The organism is Thioclava sp. GXIMD4215, from assembly GCF_045291555.1.
GTDB classification, from domain to species: Bacteria; Pseudomonadota; Alphaproteobacteria; order Rhodobacterales; family Rhodobacteraceae; genus Thioclava; species Thioclava litoralis.
Window position 1 is genome coordinate 1,101,293 of the sequence record NZ_CP149515.1, and the last position, 13,789, is coordinate 1,115,081.

The 13,789-nt window shown below is 61.1% G+C and carries 15 protein-coding genes; 6 read left to right on the top strand and 9 right to left on the bottom strand.

The features are described 5' to 3' along the window. Positions 1–82: 82 nt before the first annotated feature. From WDB86_RS05335 to purC, 5 genes are all read right to left on the bottom strand, one after another. A complete protein-coding gene (locus tag WDB86_RS05335) occupies positions 83–1,411 on the bottom strand; it encodes a sigma-54 dependent transcriptional regulator (RefSeq protein ID WP_339106971.1) in 1,329 nt (442 codons plus the stop codon). 23 nt (positions 1,412–1,434) lie between these two features. After that, entirely contained in the window at positions 1,435–3,102 is a 1,668-nt protein-coding gene (locus WDB86_RS05340; protein WP_339109493.1) for an ATP-binding protein, read from the bottom strand. 160 nt (positions 3,103–3,262) lie between these two features. Further along, the gene (gene purQ, locus WDB86_RS05345) at positions 3,263–3,931 is read right to left on the bottom strand and encodes a phosphoribosylformylglycinamidine synthase subunit PurQ (protein ID WP_339106970.1); all 669 of its coding nucleotides are present in this window, start codon (positions 3,929–3,931) and stop codon (positions 3,263–3,265) included. Between the two features lie 73 nt (positions 3,932–4,004). Continuing rightward, a complete protein-coding gene (gene purS, locus WDB86_RS05350) occupies positions 4,005–4,244 on the bottom strand; it encodes a phosphoribosylformylglycinamidine synthase subunit PurS (protein ID WP_406736822.1) in 240 nt (79 codons plus the stop codon). Positions 4,245–4,362: 118 nt separating this feature from the next. Beyond that, positions 4,363–5,124 carry a phosphoribosylaminoimidazolesuccinocarboxamide synthase gene (purC, locus tag WDB86_RS05355; RefSeq protein WP_339106968.1) on the bottom strand — a complete coding sequence of 254 codons (762 nt, stop codon included), beginning with the start codon at positions 5,122–5,124 and terminating at the stop codon, positions 4,363–4,365. A 269-nt stretch (positions 5,125–5,393) separates the two neighbouring features. Between purC and WDB86_RS05360 the strand changes: the two genes are divergently transcribed. From WDB86_RS05360 to WDB86_RS05370, 3 genes are all read left to right on the top strand, one after another. Continuing rightward, the gene (locus WDB86_RS05360; RefSeq protein WP_406736823.1) at positions 5,394–7,523 is read left to right on the top strand and encodes a phosphatidylglycerol lysyltransferase domain-containing protein; all 2,130 of its coding nucleotides are present in this window, start codon (positions 5,394–5,396) and stop codon (positions 7,521–7,523) included. 95 nt (positions 7,524–7,618) lie between these two features. Then, complete coding sequence (bmt, locus tag WDB86_RS05365) at positions 7,619–8,575, top strand: betaine--homocysteine S-methyltransferase (RefSeq protein WP_406736824.1); 957 nt, start codon at positions 7,619–7,621, stop codon at positions 8,573–8,575. Between the two features lie 266 nt (positions 8,576–8,841). Beyond that, entirely contained in the window at positions 8,842–9,000 is a 159-nt protein-coding gene (locus tag WDB86_RS05370) for a hypothetical protein (protein WP_339106965.1), read from the top strand. Between the two features lie 20 nt (positions 9,001–9,020). Here the strand turns inward: WDB86_RS05370 and WDB86_RS05375 are convergent, their stop codons facing one another. The 4 genes from WDB86_RS05375 to tatA all read right to left on the bottom strand — a co-directional run bounded on the left by WDB86_RS05375 (position 9,021) and on the right by tatA (position 11,717). Then, positions 9,021–9,818 (bottom strand): ATP-binding protein, encoded by a 798-nt coding sequence (locus WDB86_RS05375; RefSeq protein WP_406737021.1) that lies wholly within the window; start codon positions 9,816–9,818, stop codon positions 9,021–9,023. Between the two features lie 294 nt (positions 9,819–10,112). Beyond that, positions 10,113–10,976, bottom strand: a complete 864-nt coding sequence (gene tatC, locus WDB86_RS05380; RefSeq protein ID WP_406736825.1) for a twin-arginine translocase subunit TatC — start codon at positions 10,974–10,976, stop codon at positions 10,113–10,115. After that, the gene (gene tatB, locus WDB86_RS05385; RefSeq protein ID WP_406720535.1) at positions 10,973–11,461 is read right to left on the bottom strand and encodes a Sec-independent protein translocase protein TatB; all 489 of its coding nucleotides are present in this window, start codon (positions 11,459–11,461) and stop codon (positions 10,973–10,975) included. Before tatB ends, tatC begins: the two co-directional genes overlap by 4 nt. A 28-nt stretch (positions 11,462–11,489) precedes the next feature. Then, complete coding sequence (gene tatA / locus WDB86_RS05390) at positions 11,490–11,717, bottom strand: twin-arginine translocase TatA/TatE family subunit (protein WP_339106962.1); 228 nt, start codon at positions 11,715–11,717, stop codon at positions 11,490–11,492. A gap of 239 nt (positions 11,718–11,956) precedes the next feature. Here tatA and WDB86_RS05395 point away from each other — a divergent pair, with 239 nt between their 5' ends. The 3 genes from WDB86_RS05395 (at position 11,957) to WDB86_RS05405 (ending at position 13,730) form a co-directional block, all read left to right on the top strand. Continuing rightward, positions 11,957–12,595, top strand: a complete 639-nt coding sequence (locus tag WDB86_RS05395; protein WP_339106961.1) for a MarC family protein — start codon at positions 11,957–11,959, stop codon at positions 12,593–12,595. Positions 12,596–12,686: 91 nt separating this feature from the next. After that, positions 12,687–13,265, top strand: coding sequence for a TIGR02281 family clan AA aspartic protease (locus tag WDB86_RS05400; RefSeq protein WP_339106960.1), 579 nt, complete (start codon positions 12,687–12,689; stop codon positions 13,263–13,265). Between the two features lie 126 nt (positions 13,266–13,391). Further along, positions 13,392–13,730: a metalloregulator ArsR/SmtB family transcription factor gene (locus WDB86_RS05405; RefSeq protein WP_339106959.1), complete on the top strand. Its 339-nt coding sequence runs from the start codon at positions 13,392–13,394 to the stop codon at positions 13,728–13,730. The last annotated feature ends 59 nt before the right edge of the window (positions 13,731–13,789 follow it).

The following is a 13,789-nucleotide window of genomic DNA, read 5'->3' on the forward strand; positions in this document are numbered from 1 at the left end:
CCCCTCAAGATGGGGAGGCGGAGGCGGAAAAACAACGCGGCAGGGCACGGCACGGATTGGCCGCCCCGCCAAAGGCCTGCGCTCAGAGATAATCCTGACGGGCCAGACCGTATTTGGCCATTTTCTCGTTCAGGGTCCGGCGCGGCAGACAGAGTTCTTCCATCACGCTGGCAATCGAGCCTTTATGGCGGCGCATGGTATTGTCGATCAGCATCTTCTCGAAATTCTCGACATATTCCTTGAGCGGCTTGCCCTCGGTGGTGATCGCCGGAATAGTGCTGTCATTGTCATCCGTCATCAACAGCGAGGCAATCGAACCCGAGCCGCGACGCGCCTGCAAAACGGCCCGCTCGGCAACATTGATCAACTGGCGCACATTGCCCGGCCAAGGGGCCTGGAGCAGCTGTGCGGCCTCTTGCGCGGTCAATTCGGGGGTGTCACAGCCATATTCATCCGCAAACTGCTCGGCCATCCGCGCGAAGATCGTCAGCACATCCTCGCCACGGTTGCGCAGGGGCGGCAGGGTGATTTTCAGGGCCGCCAGCCGGAAATAGAGATCGGGGCGCAGCACATCTTCCAGCGTCGTTCCCTCACCATGCTGGTTGCAGATCGCCACGATCCGCGTCTCCGCAGGCACGCCCTGCTCGGAGATGAAGGTCAGCAGACGGGCCTGCAAGGATTGCGAGAGCGCCTCGATATCCTCAAGGCAGAGCGTGCCGCCCCGCGCTTTCTCCACCAGCGGCAGACCGCTTTCGACAGGGCCGAACAGCTTGGTCGCCAGATCCTCCTCGGAATAGGCCGCGCAAGAAACGGTCACCATCGCCTTGCCCGCCCGCGAGCCCGTCGCATGCAGCGCATGGGCCACCAGCGTCTTGCCGGTGCCGGTCTCGCCATCGATCAGCACATGGCCATCGGCCTGACTGAGGTCGAGAATATCCTCGCGCAACCGCTCCATCGGTTCGGACGTGCCGATCAACTTGCCCATCATCTGTTCGCCATTGGCCAGATCCTTGCGGATCGCACGGTTTTCCAATGTCTGACGGCGGGCTTGGGTCGCGCGTTTGGCCAGTTCGTTCATCCGGTCGGGATCGAAGGGCTTTTCAAGGAAATCCATCGCCCCCAGACGCATCGCTTCCACCGCCATCGGCACATCGCCATGACCGGTGATCATGATAACCGGCAAGCCACTATCAATGCCCATCAGCCGTTTGAGAAATTCCATCCCGTCCATGCCGGGCATGCGGATATCGGAAATCACGACACCGGGCCAATCGGCACCGATCTCTTTCAGCGCCGCCTCGGCACAATCGTAAGTTTCCGTGTCAAAGCCCGACAGGGCAAGCCATTGGCTGACGGATTGACGCATGTCTTCTTCATCATCGACAATTGCAATCTTCATCATTCGCGACATTTCGTTCTCCGTGGCGCGTTACGTCAAGCACGCTCTTCATCTGTTTTTGTTTCGTCCGATAGCAAGGGCAGACGCAGTTCGAACACCGCCCCGCCTGCTTCGGCATTTCGGGCCGTCAACCGGCCCCCGAGGTCACTGGCGATCGAGGAAGAAATCGCCAAACCCAATCCGGTTCCCTCTCCGGGCTTTTTTGTTGTCCAGAAGGGTTCGAATAGTTTTTCAAGATCCGCGATGCCCGGCCCGTTATCACGCACCGAAAGCACCGCCTGCGCCCCGTCCGAGAGCAGGATGTCGATCTGCGGCTCGGTCGTGGCTTTGGTGGCATCAAGCGCATTGCGCAAAAGGTTGATAATCACCTGTTCCAGCCGGATGCGATCGGCCATCACCATGACCGGATTACGCGGCAGGCTCCGCACGATCTGCACCGTGCGCGATTTCAACTGCGGCTCCATCATCGACAGCGCCGAAGACACCGCATCGCGCAGGTCCACAGGCTCGAAGGCGGTGCCCCCCTTACGCGCATAGGATTTCAGCTGGCGGGTGATCGCGCCCATCCGGTCGATCAGATCGTCGATCCGCTGGAAGCTCGTCAGGGCCTCGTCGCCGCGCTTGCGTTGCAGCAACAGACGCGCACCAGCCAGATAGGTCTTCATCGCGGCCAGAGGCTGGTTCAATTCATGGCTGACCGAGGCCGACATCTCGCCCAAAGCCGCCAGTTTCGAACTTTGCGCCAGCGTCTGCTCGGCCACGGCCAGCTCTTTCTGCGCCTTCTCGCGCTCGGCAATCTCACGGGTCAGGCGGGTGTTCAATGCGCGCAGCTCTTTTGATTCCTGCCGCAATGCCACCGATTGCATCCGCGCCCTGCGCGACAGCCAGTAGAAGGCCAGCGCAAGAAAAATCGCAAAGCCCATAATCTCCAGTGCCAAGACGGCATTCACCCGCTCGCGCACGGAATCATAGGAGGTGAAGGCGGTCATCTTCCAGCCACGGAAAGGAATGCGGGTTTCGGTCTGCATCACACCGGCACCGCCGAGATAGGCGTCGGGCGGCTCGTTGGCCAGATCGGCCGTCGCCTGAAGGGCGCGCTGGATCGCGGTCGGCGCATCCCGTGCGGCCAGCGCCTCGGCCATTGTCAGCCCGCGCCAGCGCGGCTCGGTGGTCAGGATGATCTTGCCTTCGCTATTGGTCACCGCCACGGCATCGGAAATCCCCGCCCAGGCCCGTTCGAATTTCGCCAGATCGGCCTCGACCACGATCACCCCCAAGGGGGTGCCGCCACTGCTGAGCAGCCGTGAATAGTTGAACTCTGTGCCCGGCCCTTCCATCGCATCGGTGGTGAAGACCGTATCACGCGACCGCTGGGCCTCCACGAAAAACGGCGCGGAGGCATAGCTGGTGCCGATCAGGTTGCGATTGGTCGCCGCGACCACGCGGCCCGACAGGTCCAGCAAACGGATCGACGCTGCGGACACATCATCGCGGGCCGAAATAAGCGCGGCCGATGTCTCGGAGAAATCACCGCTGGACAGAGATCGCGTCAGGGCCGGATCGCGGGCCAGCAGGAGCGGCACGATCGACATCCGCTGCAATTCCGAAATCAGGTTGCCCGTGTACAGCGCCAGACGCAATTCCGTGCGCACACGGGTGGTTTCGGTAAATCGCTGGGTCAGCCACGCATTGGTAAACCACATCGCGCCAGCGGCAAGGCACAGGATGCCAAAAACCGCCAGACGCACAAGAATGCGCCCGCGTCGGGTCCGATCGCGGGGCACAGTCTTTGTCTCGATGGTCAAGGTATGCGACATGCGCCAAATCTAGGCGAAGGCCTCAGGCGCAACAAGTCTCAAAGCTTCAGGCCGAGACAAGCCCGTCCAGCAAGGAGCGGAAAAGCGCCGCCCCGTCCGTACCGCCATGATTTGCATCCACCGCGCGCTCGGGGTGGGGCATCATGCCCAGAACCCGACGGTTTTCCGACAGGACACCGGCGATATCATCCACCGAACCATTGGGGTTGTCGCCGTAGCGGAAGGCCACACGGTCCTCGCCCTGCAGCGCCTTCAACCCTTCGGCATCAATCTGGTAATTGCCATCGTGGTGGGCAATCGGGATCAGGATCTCTTGGCCTTTGGAATAGCCTGCGGTGAACACGCTGTCTTGGGTGGCAACGGTCAGCGGCACCGGCTTCGAGATATATTTCAGCCCGCCATTGCGCATCAGCGCCCCCGGCAGAAGGCGCATCTCGGTCAGCACCTGAAAGCCGTTGCAGACCCCGATCACGTAACCGCCCTTATGCGCGAATTCGACCAGCGCGCGCCCGATGGGCGACTGGGCCGCAATCGCTCCACAGCGCAGGTAATCGCCATAGGAGAAGCCGCCGGGCACGCCCACGACATCCACCCCTGCCGGCAATTCGGTTTCTTTGTGCCAAACACGAACAACCTCGGCTCCGGCTTTCTCGAAACCGACGATCAGATCGCGGTCACAATTCGATCCGGGAAAGGTGATGACGGCTGCCTTCATGGCGACGCTCCTGTCTTACAGCTGCGCTAGAGTTGCAAAGGGGGGACGCGCCGCGCCCTCCCCGACTGTCTTCTCAGACGATTTTGACCGTGTATTTCTCGATCACGGTATTGGCCAGAAGCTTCTCGCACATGGATTGCACTTCGGCTTCTGCGGCAGCCTTGTCGGCGGCCTTCAGGTCAAGCTCGATCACTTTGCCTTGGCGCACGCCTTCCACGCCGGCAAAACCAAGCGCACCAAGCGCGTGGCGAACGGCCTCACCCTGCGGGTCCAGAACCCCATCCTTCAGCATCACGTGAACGCGGGCTTTCATCGGTGTCATCCTCTGCAAGTCTTAGGGCAGCGTGCTGCCTTTGGTCATCGGAGACCGGCATGCCGGTCCCCATTCAGTCTGTGTCGGTCCCACCAATCAGATGCAGACCGCGGTGTGGTCAATTAATCAGCGTGGGCTTGGAGCCATTGCCCTGCTCGGGCAGCACGCCCAGACGACGGGCGACTTCGCTATAGGCATCGGTCAGGCTGCCCAGATCGCGGCGGAACACATCCTTATCAAGATGCGCGCCGGTTTTGACATCCCACAGGCGGCAGCTGTCGGGGCTGATCTCGTCGGCCACGATCAGACGCATGAAATCGCCTTCCCAGATACGACCGATCTCGATCTTGAAGTCGATCAGCTTGATGCCGACCCCAAAGAAGATGCCCGACAGGAAGTCATTCACCCGCAGCGCCAGCGCCACGATATCGTCGAGATCCTGCTGATTGGCCCAGCCGAACGCCACGATATATTCTTCCGGCACCAGCGGGTCGCCAAGTGCGTCGTTCTTGTAGCTATATTCCACGATCGGGCGCGGCAGCGGCGTGCCTTCTTCCAGACCCAGACGCTTGGCAATCGAACCGGCGGCAAAATTGCGCACGATCACTTCCAGCGGCACGACCTCGACCTGACGGATCAGTTGCTCGCGCATATTGAGGCGGCGGATGAAGTGGTTCGGGATGCCGACATTGGTCAGACCGTTCATGAAGAACTCCGACAGGCGGTTGTTCAGAACCCCTTTCCCGTCGATCACGTCCTTCTTCTGAGCGTTAAAGGCCGTCGCATCATCCTTGAAATACTGGACCAGTGTTCCCGGTTCCGGGCCTTCGAACAGGATCTTCGCTTTGCCTTCGTAAATCTTTTTGCGCCGGGGTGCCATGTGCTCTCCACTCGGATAATGACCCGGACGCGCCCCATGCGCGCCAATCGGACATGCGGGCAAACCTATGCCCTTTCTCGCCCCTATAGGCCAAGCCCTCTTTCGCCGCAAGCCTGCAACGCAAACCAAAGGTTCCGCACTTGGCATTTCCGGCGCTTTGTGACGCGCGACGCGCAAAAACAGCACAACCCGTAGCAGTGTGTTATGAACGTTAAGCTCGTGTAAGGGCCTTCGCCCTAGTCTCGCTCTCGCGAAACGGAGGACGAGTGATGCGTCATTACGGAAAAATTGCCGGACAACAGGCATCAGAAGCAAAAGCATGGCTGGACAGGACCGTTTTGGATGCCCGAAGCCATGACATCGCGCTGCCCGCCCCCGATCTCTCCGATCCGTCCTATGCCGAACGCCATCCGGAGGCGATGATCATGGCCGAAACCGCACGTCTTCTAGAGGCGGATGGCCCCGCCGAGGCACTGGCGGATCCGGCAGAGATTCCGGCCAAGACGCAGTCTCTGGCATGGGGCAAAGCGGTGCGGCGGCAACTGGCCGCGATTGTGATGCTGGCGGCTTTTGCATGGGTTCTGCGCGACCGTGTAACCGGGCTCGATTATACGGCGATTCTCTCGTCGCTCACGCAGGTCTCCGCCTTGCAATGGATGGGCGCGATGCTTGCGACATGTCTCTCCTTTGCGGCACTGGCCAATTATGACGCGCTGATCCACAAGATCATGGAGACCGGCCAGCACGACCAGCAGGCCAGACGCGCAGGCTGGGTATCGATCGCGATCTCGCAGACCGTGGGCTTCGGTCTGATTTCCGGCGCGCTTGTGCGCTGGCGGATGCTGCCCGGCTTCTCGATGATCGAAGCCTCTAAGATGACGGCCATGGTCGCTGCGACCTTTCTGGCAGGCTGGGCGGTCGTCACGGCGATCGTGGTCATCATCACGCCCGTGCAGCTGCCGGGCCTGCCCGTTTTTGCCCTACAGGGTTTTGCCCTTCTGGGGCTGTTTCTGGGTGGCGGTGTGGCCGCACTTGCGCTGTGGAACCCTGTCGTCAAGATCGGAAAATGGCAGCCGCGCCTGCCCAGCCTGCCGATCATGGGGCGGATTCTGTGGCTGACCGTCCTCGACACCGCTTTTGCCGCGCTTGCGCTCTGGGTTTTGTTGCCCGCTGAAACCGTGCACCCGCTGGTGGCGCTATATCCGGCCTTTCTGCTGGCATTGGGTGCGGGCTTCATTTCCGGCACGCCGGGCGGGGTCGGGCCGTTCGAGGTGACGCTTCTGATGCTGCTGCCCGGAGCCGAGCAGGCCCCGCTTCTGGCCGCGATCGTGGCGTGGCGCGTTGTATATTACGGTGCGCCCGCAGCCTTGGCCCTCGGCATGCTGGCACTTGGCGCGCCGGTAAGGCATCTGCCGCCGCGCGGGCGCCTGGTGCCTGCCGCCCGTGAATTCACCCCCCGCATCGCCGCTCTGGCAGCGCAAAGCCCCCATGCCGAATTCGGCATTCTCCGTCAGGGCGAACATTTCGTTCTGCTGGGCGAGAACATGCGCTCGGGCTGGATGATCGGCCAGACACAGCAGGCCTTGGTGGGGCTGCGCGATCCGGTCGGGGCGCACTCCCTGCCGGAAATGTTGCGCAGCCTCAGGATCGAGGCCCGCGATCAGGGACGATTGGCCTGCCTTTACAAGATCAATGCGCGCACGGCACTAGAGGCCCGCAGGGCGGGCTGGGCGGTGACGCCTGTCGCGCAGGAATGCTGGCTGCGTCCGGACCGGTTTTCCCTTGATGGTCCCGCCCTATCGGGCCTGAGGCGCAAGTTGCGCAAAGCCAAAAAAGCGGGGGTGGAATGCCTTCACTGCCTTGACGAGATGCCGCTCGCGCAGATGACGGAGGTCGCGGCAGAATGGGCCCTCGCCCGCGGCGGCGAAAGGGGCTTTTCCATGGGGCGCTTTGACGCCGGATATGTCAGCGGCCATGAGGTCATTCTGGCCTGGCATGCAGGGAGATTGGTGGGGTTTGCCAGTTTCCATAGCAACAGCCACGAATGGGCTCTGGACCTGATGCGCACGACCGATGACGCGCCGGATGGCACCATGCACCAACTGATCGTCACAGCGATAGAGGCGGCACGGGCGGAAAACTGCCCGCGGCTGTCTCTCGCCGCGCTCCCTCCCCGCCCGGATCAGATCGAAGGACCTGCGGCGATGATCTGGCGGCGCGCGGAAAAAGGACGGGGAGCCGTCGGGTTGCGCCAGTTCAAAATGGGGTTTGCCCCCCAGTTGAGTACACTTTATATTGCCGCCCCCTCGCGATCGGCCCTTGCCCTTGCGGCGGCCGATATCGCTCGGATCATCCGCAAGCCACCGCCCCTGCCGCAGACATCTATCCACAGGGAGTGAATTGAACTCGGCGCCCTTGCGTGGCAAGTGGAGCACGCAGCGCGGGTCCCTGATGGCTTCCGGCTGCCCTGCGCATCTGACGGACGAGTGGTACCATGACCAAGCGATTACAGCAGCTCCTTGCAGAGAACGATACTCTGCTCGCGGATGCCGCAACCGGCACGACCCTGTTCAATATGGGGCTGCCCGCCGGCCATCCCGCCGAGCTATGGTCTGTGGAACATCCGGAGCATGTCACGGCCCTTCATCGGGAGGCGCTGGAAAATGGCGCGCAGATCCTGTGCACCAACAGCTATGGCGGCAATCGCTGCCAGCTTGAACGTTTCGGACGTGGCGCACAGGCCCCGCTGCTGGCCACCGCAGCGGCCCGACTGGCGCGCAAGATTGCCGATCAGGCCCCCGACCCTGTGATCGTGGCAGGGTCCATCGGACCGACGGGCGAGATTTTTGCCCCGATGGGGACGATGACCCGCCAACGCGCCGTCGAGATCTATACGGAGCAGGCGCGCGCCTTGCGCGAAGGTGGGGTCGATCTGCTGTGGTTTGAAACGCTTTCCTCCCTCGAGGAGGTCCATGTTGCAGAAATCGTCGCACGCGACTGCGCGATGGAGTGGTGCATCAGCATGAATTTCGACACTGCCGGACGCAGCATGATGGGGGTCAGCCCCACCGAGTTCACCCGCAAGCTGGACAAGCTGGCATATAAACCCGTGGCCGCTGGAGCGAATTGCGGCATGGGGGCATCGGATCTTTTGCGCAGCATTCTGGAAATGGCCGCCAGCGGAACGGATATCCCGCTGATTGCGAAGTCGAATGCCGGCGTCCCCCATTTCCATCATGGGGAGCTGCACTATACCGGCACGCCAGAGTTAATGGCCGAATATGCCTTGATGGCGCGGGATTGCGGCGCACGGATCATCGGCGGTTGCTGCGGCACTCAGGGCGCACATCTGGCAGCCATGCGCGACGCCCTTGCCCGCACGCCGAAATCCTCACGTCCAACGCTGGATCAGATCGCGCAGGCTCTGGGCCGGTTTTCGAACGGCGCATAACGGCGCCGCGATCTGCGGGCCTGAGGCTGACCGCTTCCGGCAGAGGCCCGCAGCATACGGCTCCCCAAGCCCCCAGAGCCCCAACTCACCGTCAGGCCGATTCTGTCACACTTTTGAAACGCCGCCGGACTGCACAAGCACTAGGCGTTTCACGGGCCAAATCACTGCATATTGCAATTTTGTGATATTTTTAGAGCTTATCATGGCGCGACCCATCTTTTCCTTAACCTTTTGCCGTCCCATATTGGAAAGGTAAGGAGAAACCGATGCCGTTACCAACCTTCCTCTTGCTCATCCTGGCCGTGCTTGTCGCAGCCGGAGCAACCTTGTGGTTCGCCATTTCGGCAGGGATCCCCGCCCCCGCCGTCGCATTGGTTTTGCTGGGCTGCGTCGGAGTGGCGCGGCTGATGGAGCGGATCGAGTAATCCGCTCCTCCCCCCTTTGATCACAGGGCAACGCCCTGACGACCTGCGAGATCGGTCACGAACTGCCATGCCACGCGCCCCGAACGTGACCCGCGTGTGGCCTGCCACTCGATTGCTTCCGCCCAAAGCGCCTCATCCGAAATCGTAAGACCGTAACGGTCGCAATAGGCGCGGATCATCTTGAGATAATCGTCCTGCGAACAGGGATGGAAGCCCAGCCACAGACCGAAACGGTCGGACAGGGACACTTTCTCTTCCACCGCCTCGCCCGGATTGATCGCGGTAGAGCGCTCGTTCTCAATCATATCGCGCGGCATCAGATGGCGGCGGTTCGAGGTTGCGTAAAGAATGACATTTGACGGGCGCCCTTCGATCCCGCCATCCAGAATGGCCTTCAGCGATTTGTAATGCCGGTCATCGTGATCGAAGGACAGATCATCACAAAACAGGATGAAGCGGATTTCGGAAGCCGCGCGCAGATGCGCCAGCAGACGCCCGACAGATGGCAGATCGTCGCGCGACAGCTCCACCAGTTTAAGCGGCAAGCCCTGTTTGACGGCCTGCGCATGGGCCGCCTTCACTAGGGACGACTTGCCCATACCGCGCGAGCCCCAAAGCAGGGCGTTATTGGCCGCCGCCCCGCGCGCGAATTGCAACGTGTTCGTCAGCAGGATATCGCGGGACCGGTCGATGCCCTGCAGCAGATCGAAATCCACCCCATTGACCTCGGCCACCGGATCCAGCCGGTCAGGAGACGTGCGCCACGCGAAAGCGGTCGCGGCGGCAAAGTCGGGGGCAGGCATCGGCGCAGGCGACATGCGTTCAAGCGCCTCCGCGATGCGGGTCAGGGCGTCTTGCCCGCCTTGCGGGGTCACGCTTGACAGATAGTCCAGAATGCGCCCCTCCTCGGCATCTTGCAGCGGGCGCTGGCCATCAAGAAACTGGACCAGAATATCCTCGCGCAGCCCCGTCGCCGTGCCCAGATCCTGATTGGTCAGGTTACGGCGCGCCAATTCGTATTTCAGGTCATTGCGGTGCATGGGATCGTCCTTCGAAAATGAACCCCGGACATGGCAAGCATCTCCGGGGCGATAAATCTGTCAGTGCAAAGTTCAGGAGGATTTGTCCTCGTCGTCCTCGTCGTCCTCATCATCCTCTTCGACCCATGTCCCCTCCGCCCGCATCCGCGCTTCGCGGTTGCGCTCGATCCGGCGCACAAGGAAGATCGACACCTCGTAAAGACCGTAGACGACCGTGAACAGGATCACCTGCGAGATGACATCAGGCGGGGTCGCGATAGCTGCCACGATCAGGATGGCCACAACCGCATATTTGCGCACGCTGCCCAGACCAGCCGCAGAGACCAGCCCCGCCTTGCCCATCAGCGACAGCAACACCGGCAACTGGAAACAGATCCCGAAGGCCATCACGAATTTCACGGTCAGCGACAGGTATTCCTGCACCGAGCCCTGAAAACCGATAGCGGCCATATCATTGGCCGCGGCCCCGTCGGGAGTAAATCCGCCCTGCTGGAAGCCGAGAAAGAAATTGAACGCAAGCGGCAGGATCACGTAATAGGCAAAAGCCGCGCCGGCAAAGAACATGATCGGCGAGGCGATCAGGAACGGCAGAAACGCGTTTTTCTCCGAGCGATAGAGCCCCGGTGCCACGAAACGCCACATCTGGTAGGCGATAATCGGGAAAGACAGGGCAAACCCGCCCATGAACGAGATCGTCACCGCGACGAAGAAGCCTTCCTGCAGCTTGATCAGATAGAGCCCGCAATGCTGGCCGCGATCCGCCAGAGCATGGCAGATCGGATGGGTCAGGAAGTTGAAGATCGGGTTCCAGACGGCATAGCAGGCCACCATCGCCACAATGAAAGCGGCCAGCGAATACAGGATACGCGTGCGCAATTCGGCAAGGTGTTCGATCAGCGGCGCTGCGCTGTCTTCAATATCGTTCTCGGCGCTCATGGCGTCTCTTTTCTTTCCGCGCCCCGATCCTGCGCCGCAACCGGCGCATCGGTGGCCGGTACCTCGGCAGGGTGGCTCGGCGCTGCGATCTCGGGCTCGTCCGCAAGCTCGGACGGGTCGATTTGCGCCGCCAGATTGGGATCAGGCTCGGCTACGGGGGCCGTGGCCTGCTCTGCCGCTTGCGGGCTGGTGGCCGCTTTGGGCAGGCCGGGCTGCCATTTCTCGAACTTCTCGGTCGCGCGTTCCAGCGCATCCAAGCCCAGAGCCTTCTTGGACGTCAGCCCTTTCAGCTCTTTGGAGGTTTCGGCAAGACCGGCCTGATCTGCCGCATCCTCCATCGCCCGCGAGAACTCGCGGGCCATCGCCTTGGCCTTCCCTGTCAGACGCCCGAGGGTCCGGAACATGACAGGAAGATCCTTCGGCCCGACGACGATCAAGGCGACCACGCCGATAACCAGAAGTTCGCTCCAACCGATATCAAACATTCAGGGCCTCCAGCCGCTGTCTCGCAGCTCAGACCTTGTCTTTCTTGTCCTCGGGGGTCACATCACGCGCCTCGGTGCGTGAGGGGTCGTTGCTGGCATCCTCGATCTCGTTCGAGCTGTCCTTCACCCCTTTTTTGAAGGCCGTAATGCCCTTGCCGACTTCGCCCATCAAAGACGAGATCTTGCCGCGTCCAAACAGGACAAGAACCACAACAGCGATCAGAAGAAGGCCCGGAAGGCCGATATTGTTCAGCATAGTCTACTCCACACGCAGGGCCAGCCACCACAGGTCGGGGACAGGCCAATCGGACACCACGTTTATGGCCTCCGGTTCCTCAATCAAAGCCCCAATCGTTCCCGTTGACGTGAATTTTAAGCAACATGTGGAAATTCGCACGATTTATAAGCAGTGCCCGTGACATATCTTTGCCGGCATGCTACCGGCAAGGCAGTCTTCATGCCATAATTCTGGCATCCATCTTTTCCGGGGGTCTTATGGCTGTCGCCGACTATCTTACCGCTTTTGTCACGCTGTTTGTGGTTATTGACCCTATCGGCCTTGCACCGGTCTTTATGGCCCTTACCAGCGGCGTGCCCACCCAGAAGCGGCGCGGGATCGGTTTTCGCGCCGTGGCCATCGGGGCCGTGCTGCTGACGCTGTTCGGGCTGTTCGGGCAGAATATCCTTGACGGGATCGGCATCTCGATGCCCGCCTTCCGCATTGCGGGTGGGGTACTGCTGTTCCTGACCGCGCTCGACATGCTCTTCGAGCGGCGCACCAAGCGGCGGCAGGATCAGGGCGAGGAACATGCGCAAGACCCCGATCACGACGATCCGTCGGTCTTCCCGCTGGCAACCCCGCTGATTGCCGGACCGGGGGCGATGGCCTCGATGATCCTGCTGACAGGGCAAGGCGATGGCACGGCGCTGCATACGATCGCCATTCTGGGCGTCATGCTGGCGGTGCTGCTGTGCGTGATGGCCTCTTTCGCCATTGCCGCCCCTGTCGAGCGCCTGCTGGGGCGCACCGGCGTGATGGTGGTGACACGGCTGCTGGGGATGCTGCTGGCCGCGCTTGCGATCCAGTTCATGCTGGACGGGCTGCACAAAGCTGGCCTCAGCGGCATTCTCTAAGCGATTACAGGCACAAGCCCCCGAGCAAAAGACCGGCGCCAGACAGAAGAAGGCACTGGCATTTCCGCCCTGTGCCCGCCATATATATCCGATGACCGGAGATGATATTGGCCAGCTTGTCTATCTTGTTCTGCTGCTGACAGTGGTTGGCGGCTATGTCATGTTCGATTTCAGGCGCAATCTCTCGCGCAGGCTGCAGCAGCTTGCGATCTGGGCGCTGATCTTTCTGGGCGTCCTCGCCGCTGTCGGGCTTTGGGCCGACATCCGCAGCACCGTCCTGCCCAGCCAGAAAGTTGTCGCCGAAAACCGCATCGAGGTCCCCAAAGCGCCGGACGGGCATTTCTATCTGACCGCGAAGGTCAATGGCAAACCGATCCGCTTTATCGTCGATACCGGCGCCACGACCATCGCCCTCAGCCGCGAGGATGCCCGAAAGGCGGGCATCAACACCAGCGATATGGCCTTTATCGGGCGGGCGAGCACGGCCAATGGCATGATTCGCACCGCCCCCGTCCGGCTTGCCACAATGGATCTGGGCCCGATCCACGACACCAACGTGCCCGCAAGTGTCAACGCCGCCGAGATGGACGGCTCGCTGCTGGGGATGACCTATCTCAGCAAATTCGCCCGTATCGAACTGAGTGCGGACAAACTTATTCTTGAGCGCTGAACTAAGGATTTGCGATCAAACGAATTTGACGTTAATTTGCATCGTATTATCTAATTAAAAAGTTTCTGGTAACGAACGCGGTATGCGATTGCGTTTATGATACCTATGAAAGAAGGATCGCGCCTTATGGTCTCGGTTTTAGATACAGAAAAAGTAGAGAATGGCGCCAAACTGTCCCCCGAGGAAATGACCGGAAGGGCACAAGAGGCAGCGGGGCTGCTGAAAGCCCTGTCCCATGAGGGACGGCTGATGATCCTGTGCCACCTGACCGAGGGCGAACGCTCGGTGAGCGATCTGGAAAACCTGCTGGGCGCGCGTCAGGCTGCGGTAAGCCAGCAACTGGCGCGGCTGCGTCAGGATGGCCTTGTCGAAACCCGTCGCGACGGGAAAACCATCTTTTATTCGATCCGTGACGAACGTGTGAAACGCCTTCTGACCACGATGTACGAGCTCTTCTGCGCCTGAAGTTGCGCCCTACGCGCCACGTTTGTGCAATTCGCTGTTTTGCCGACCTTTCCCCGAGA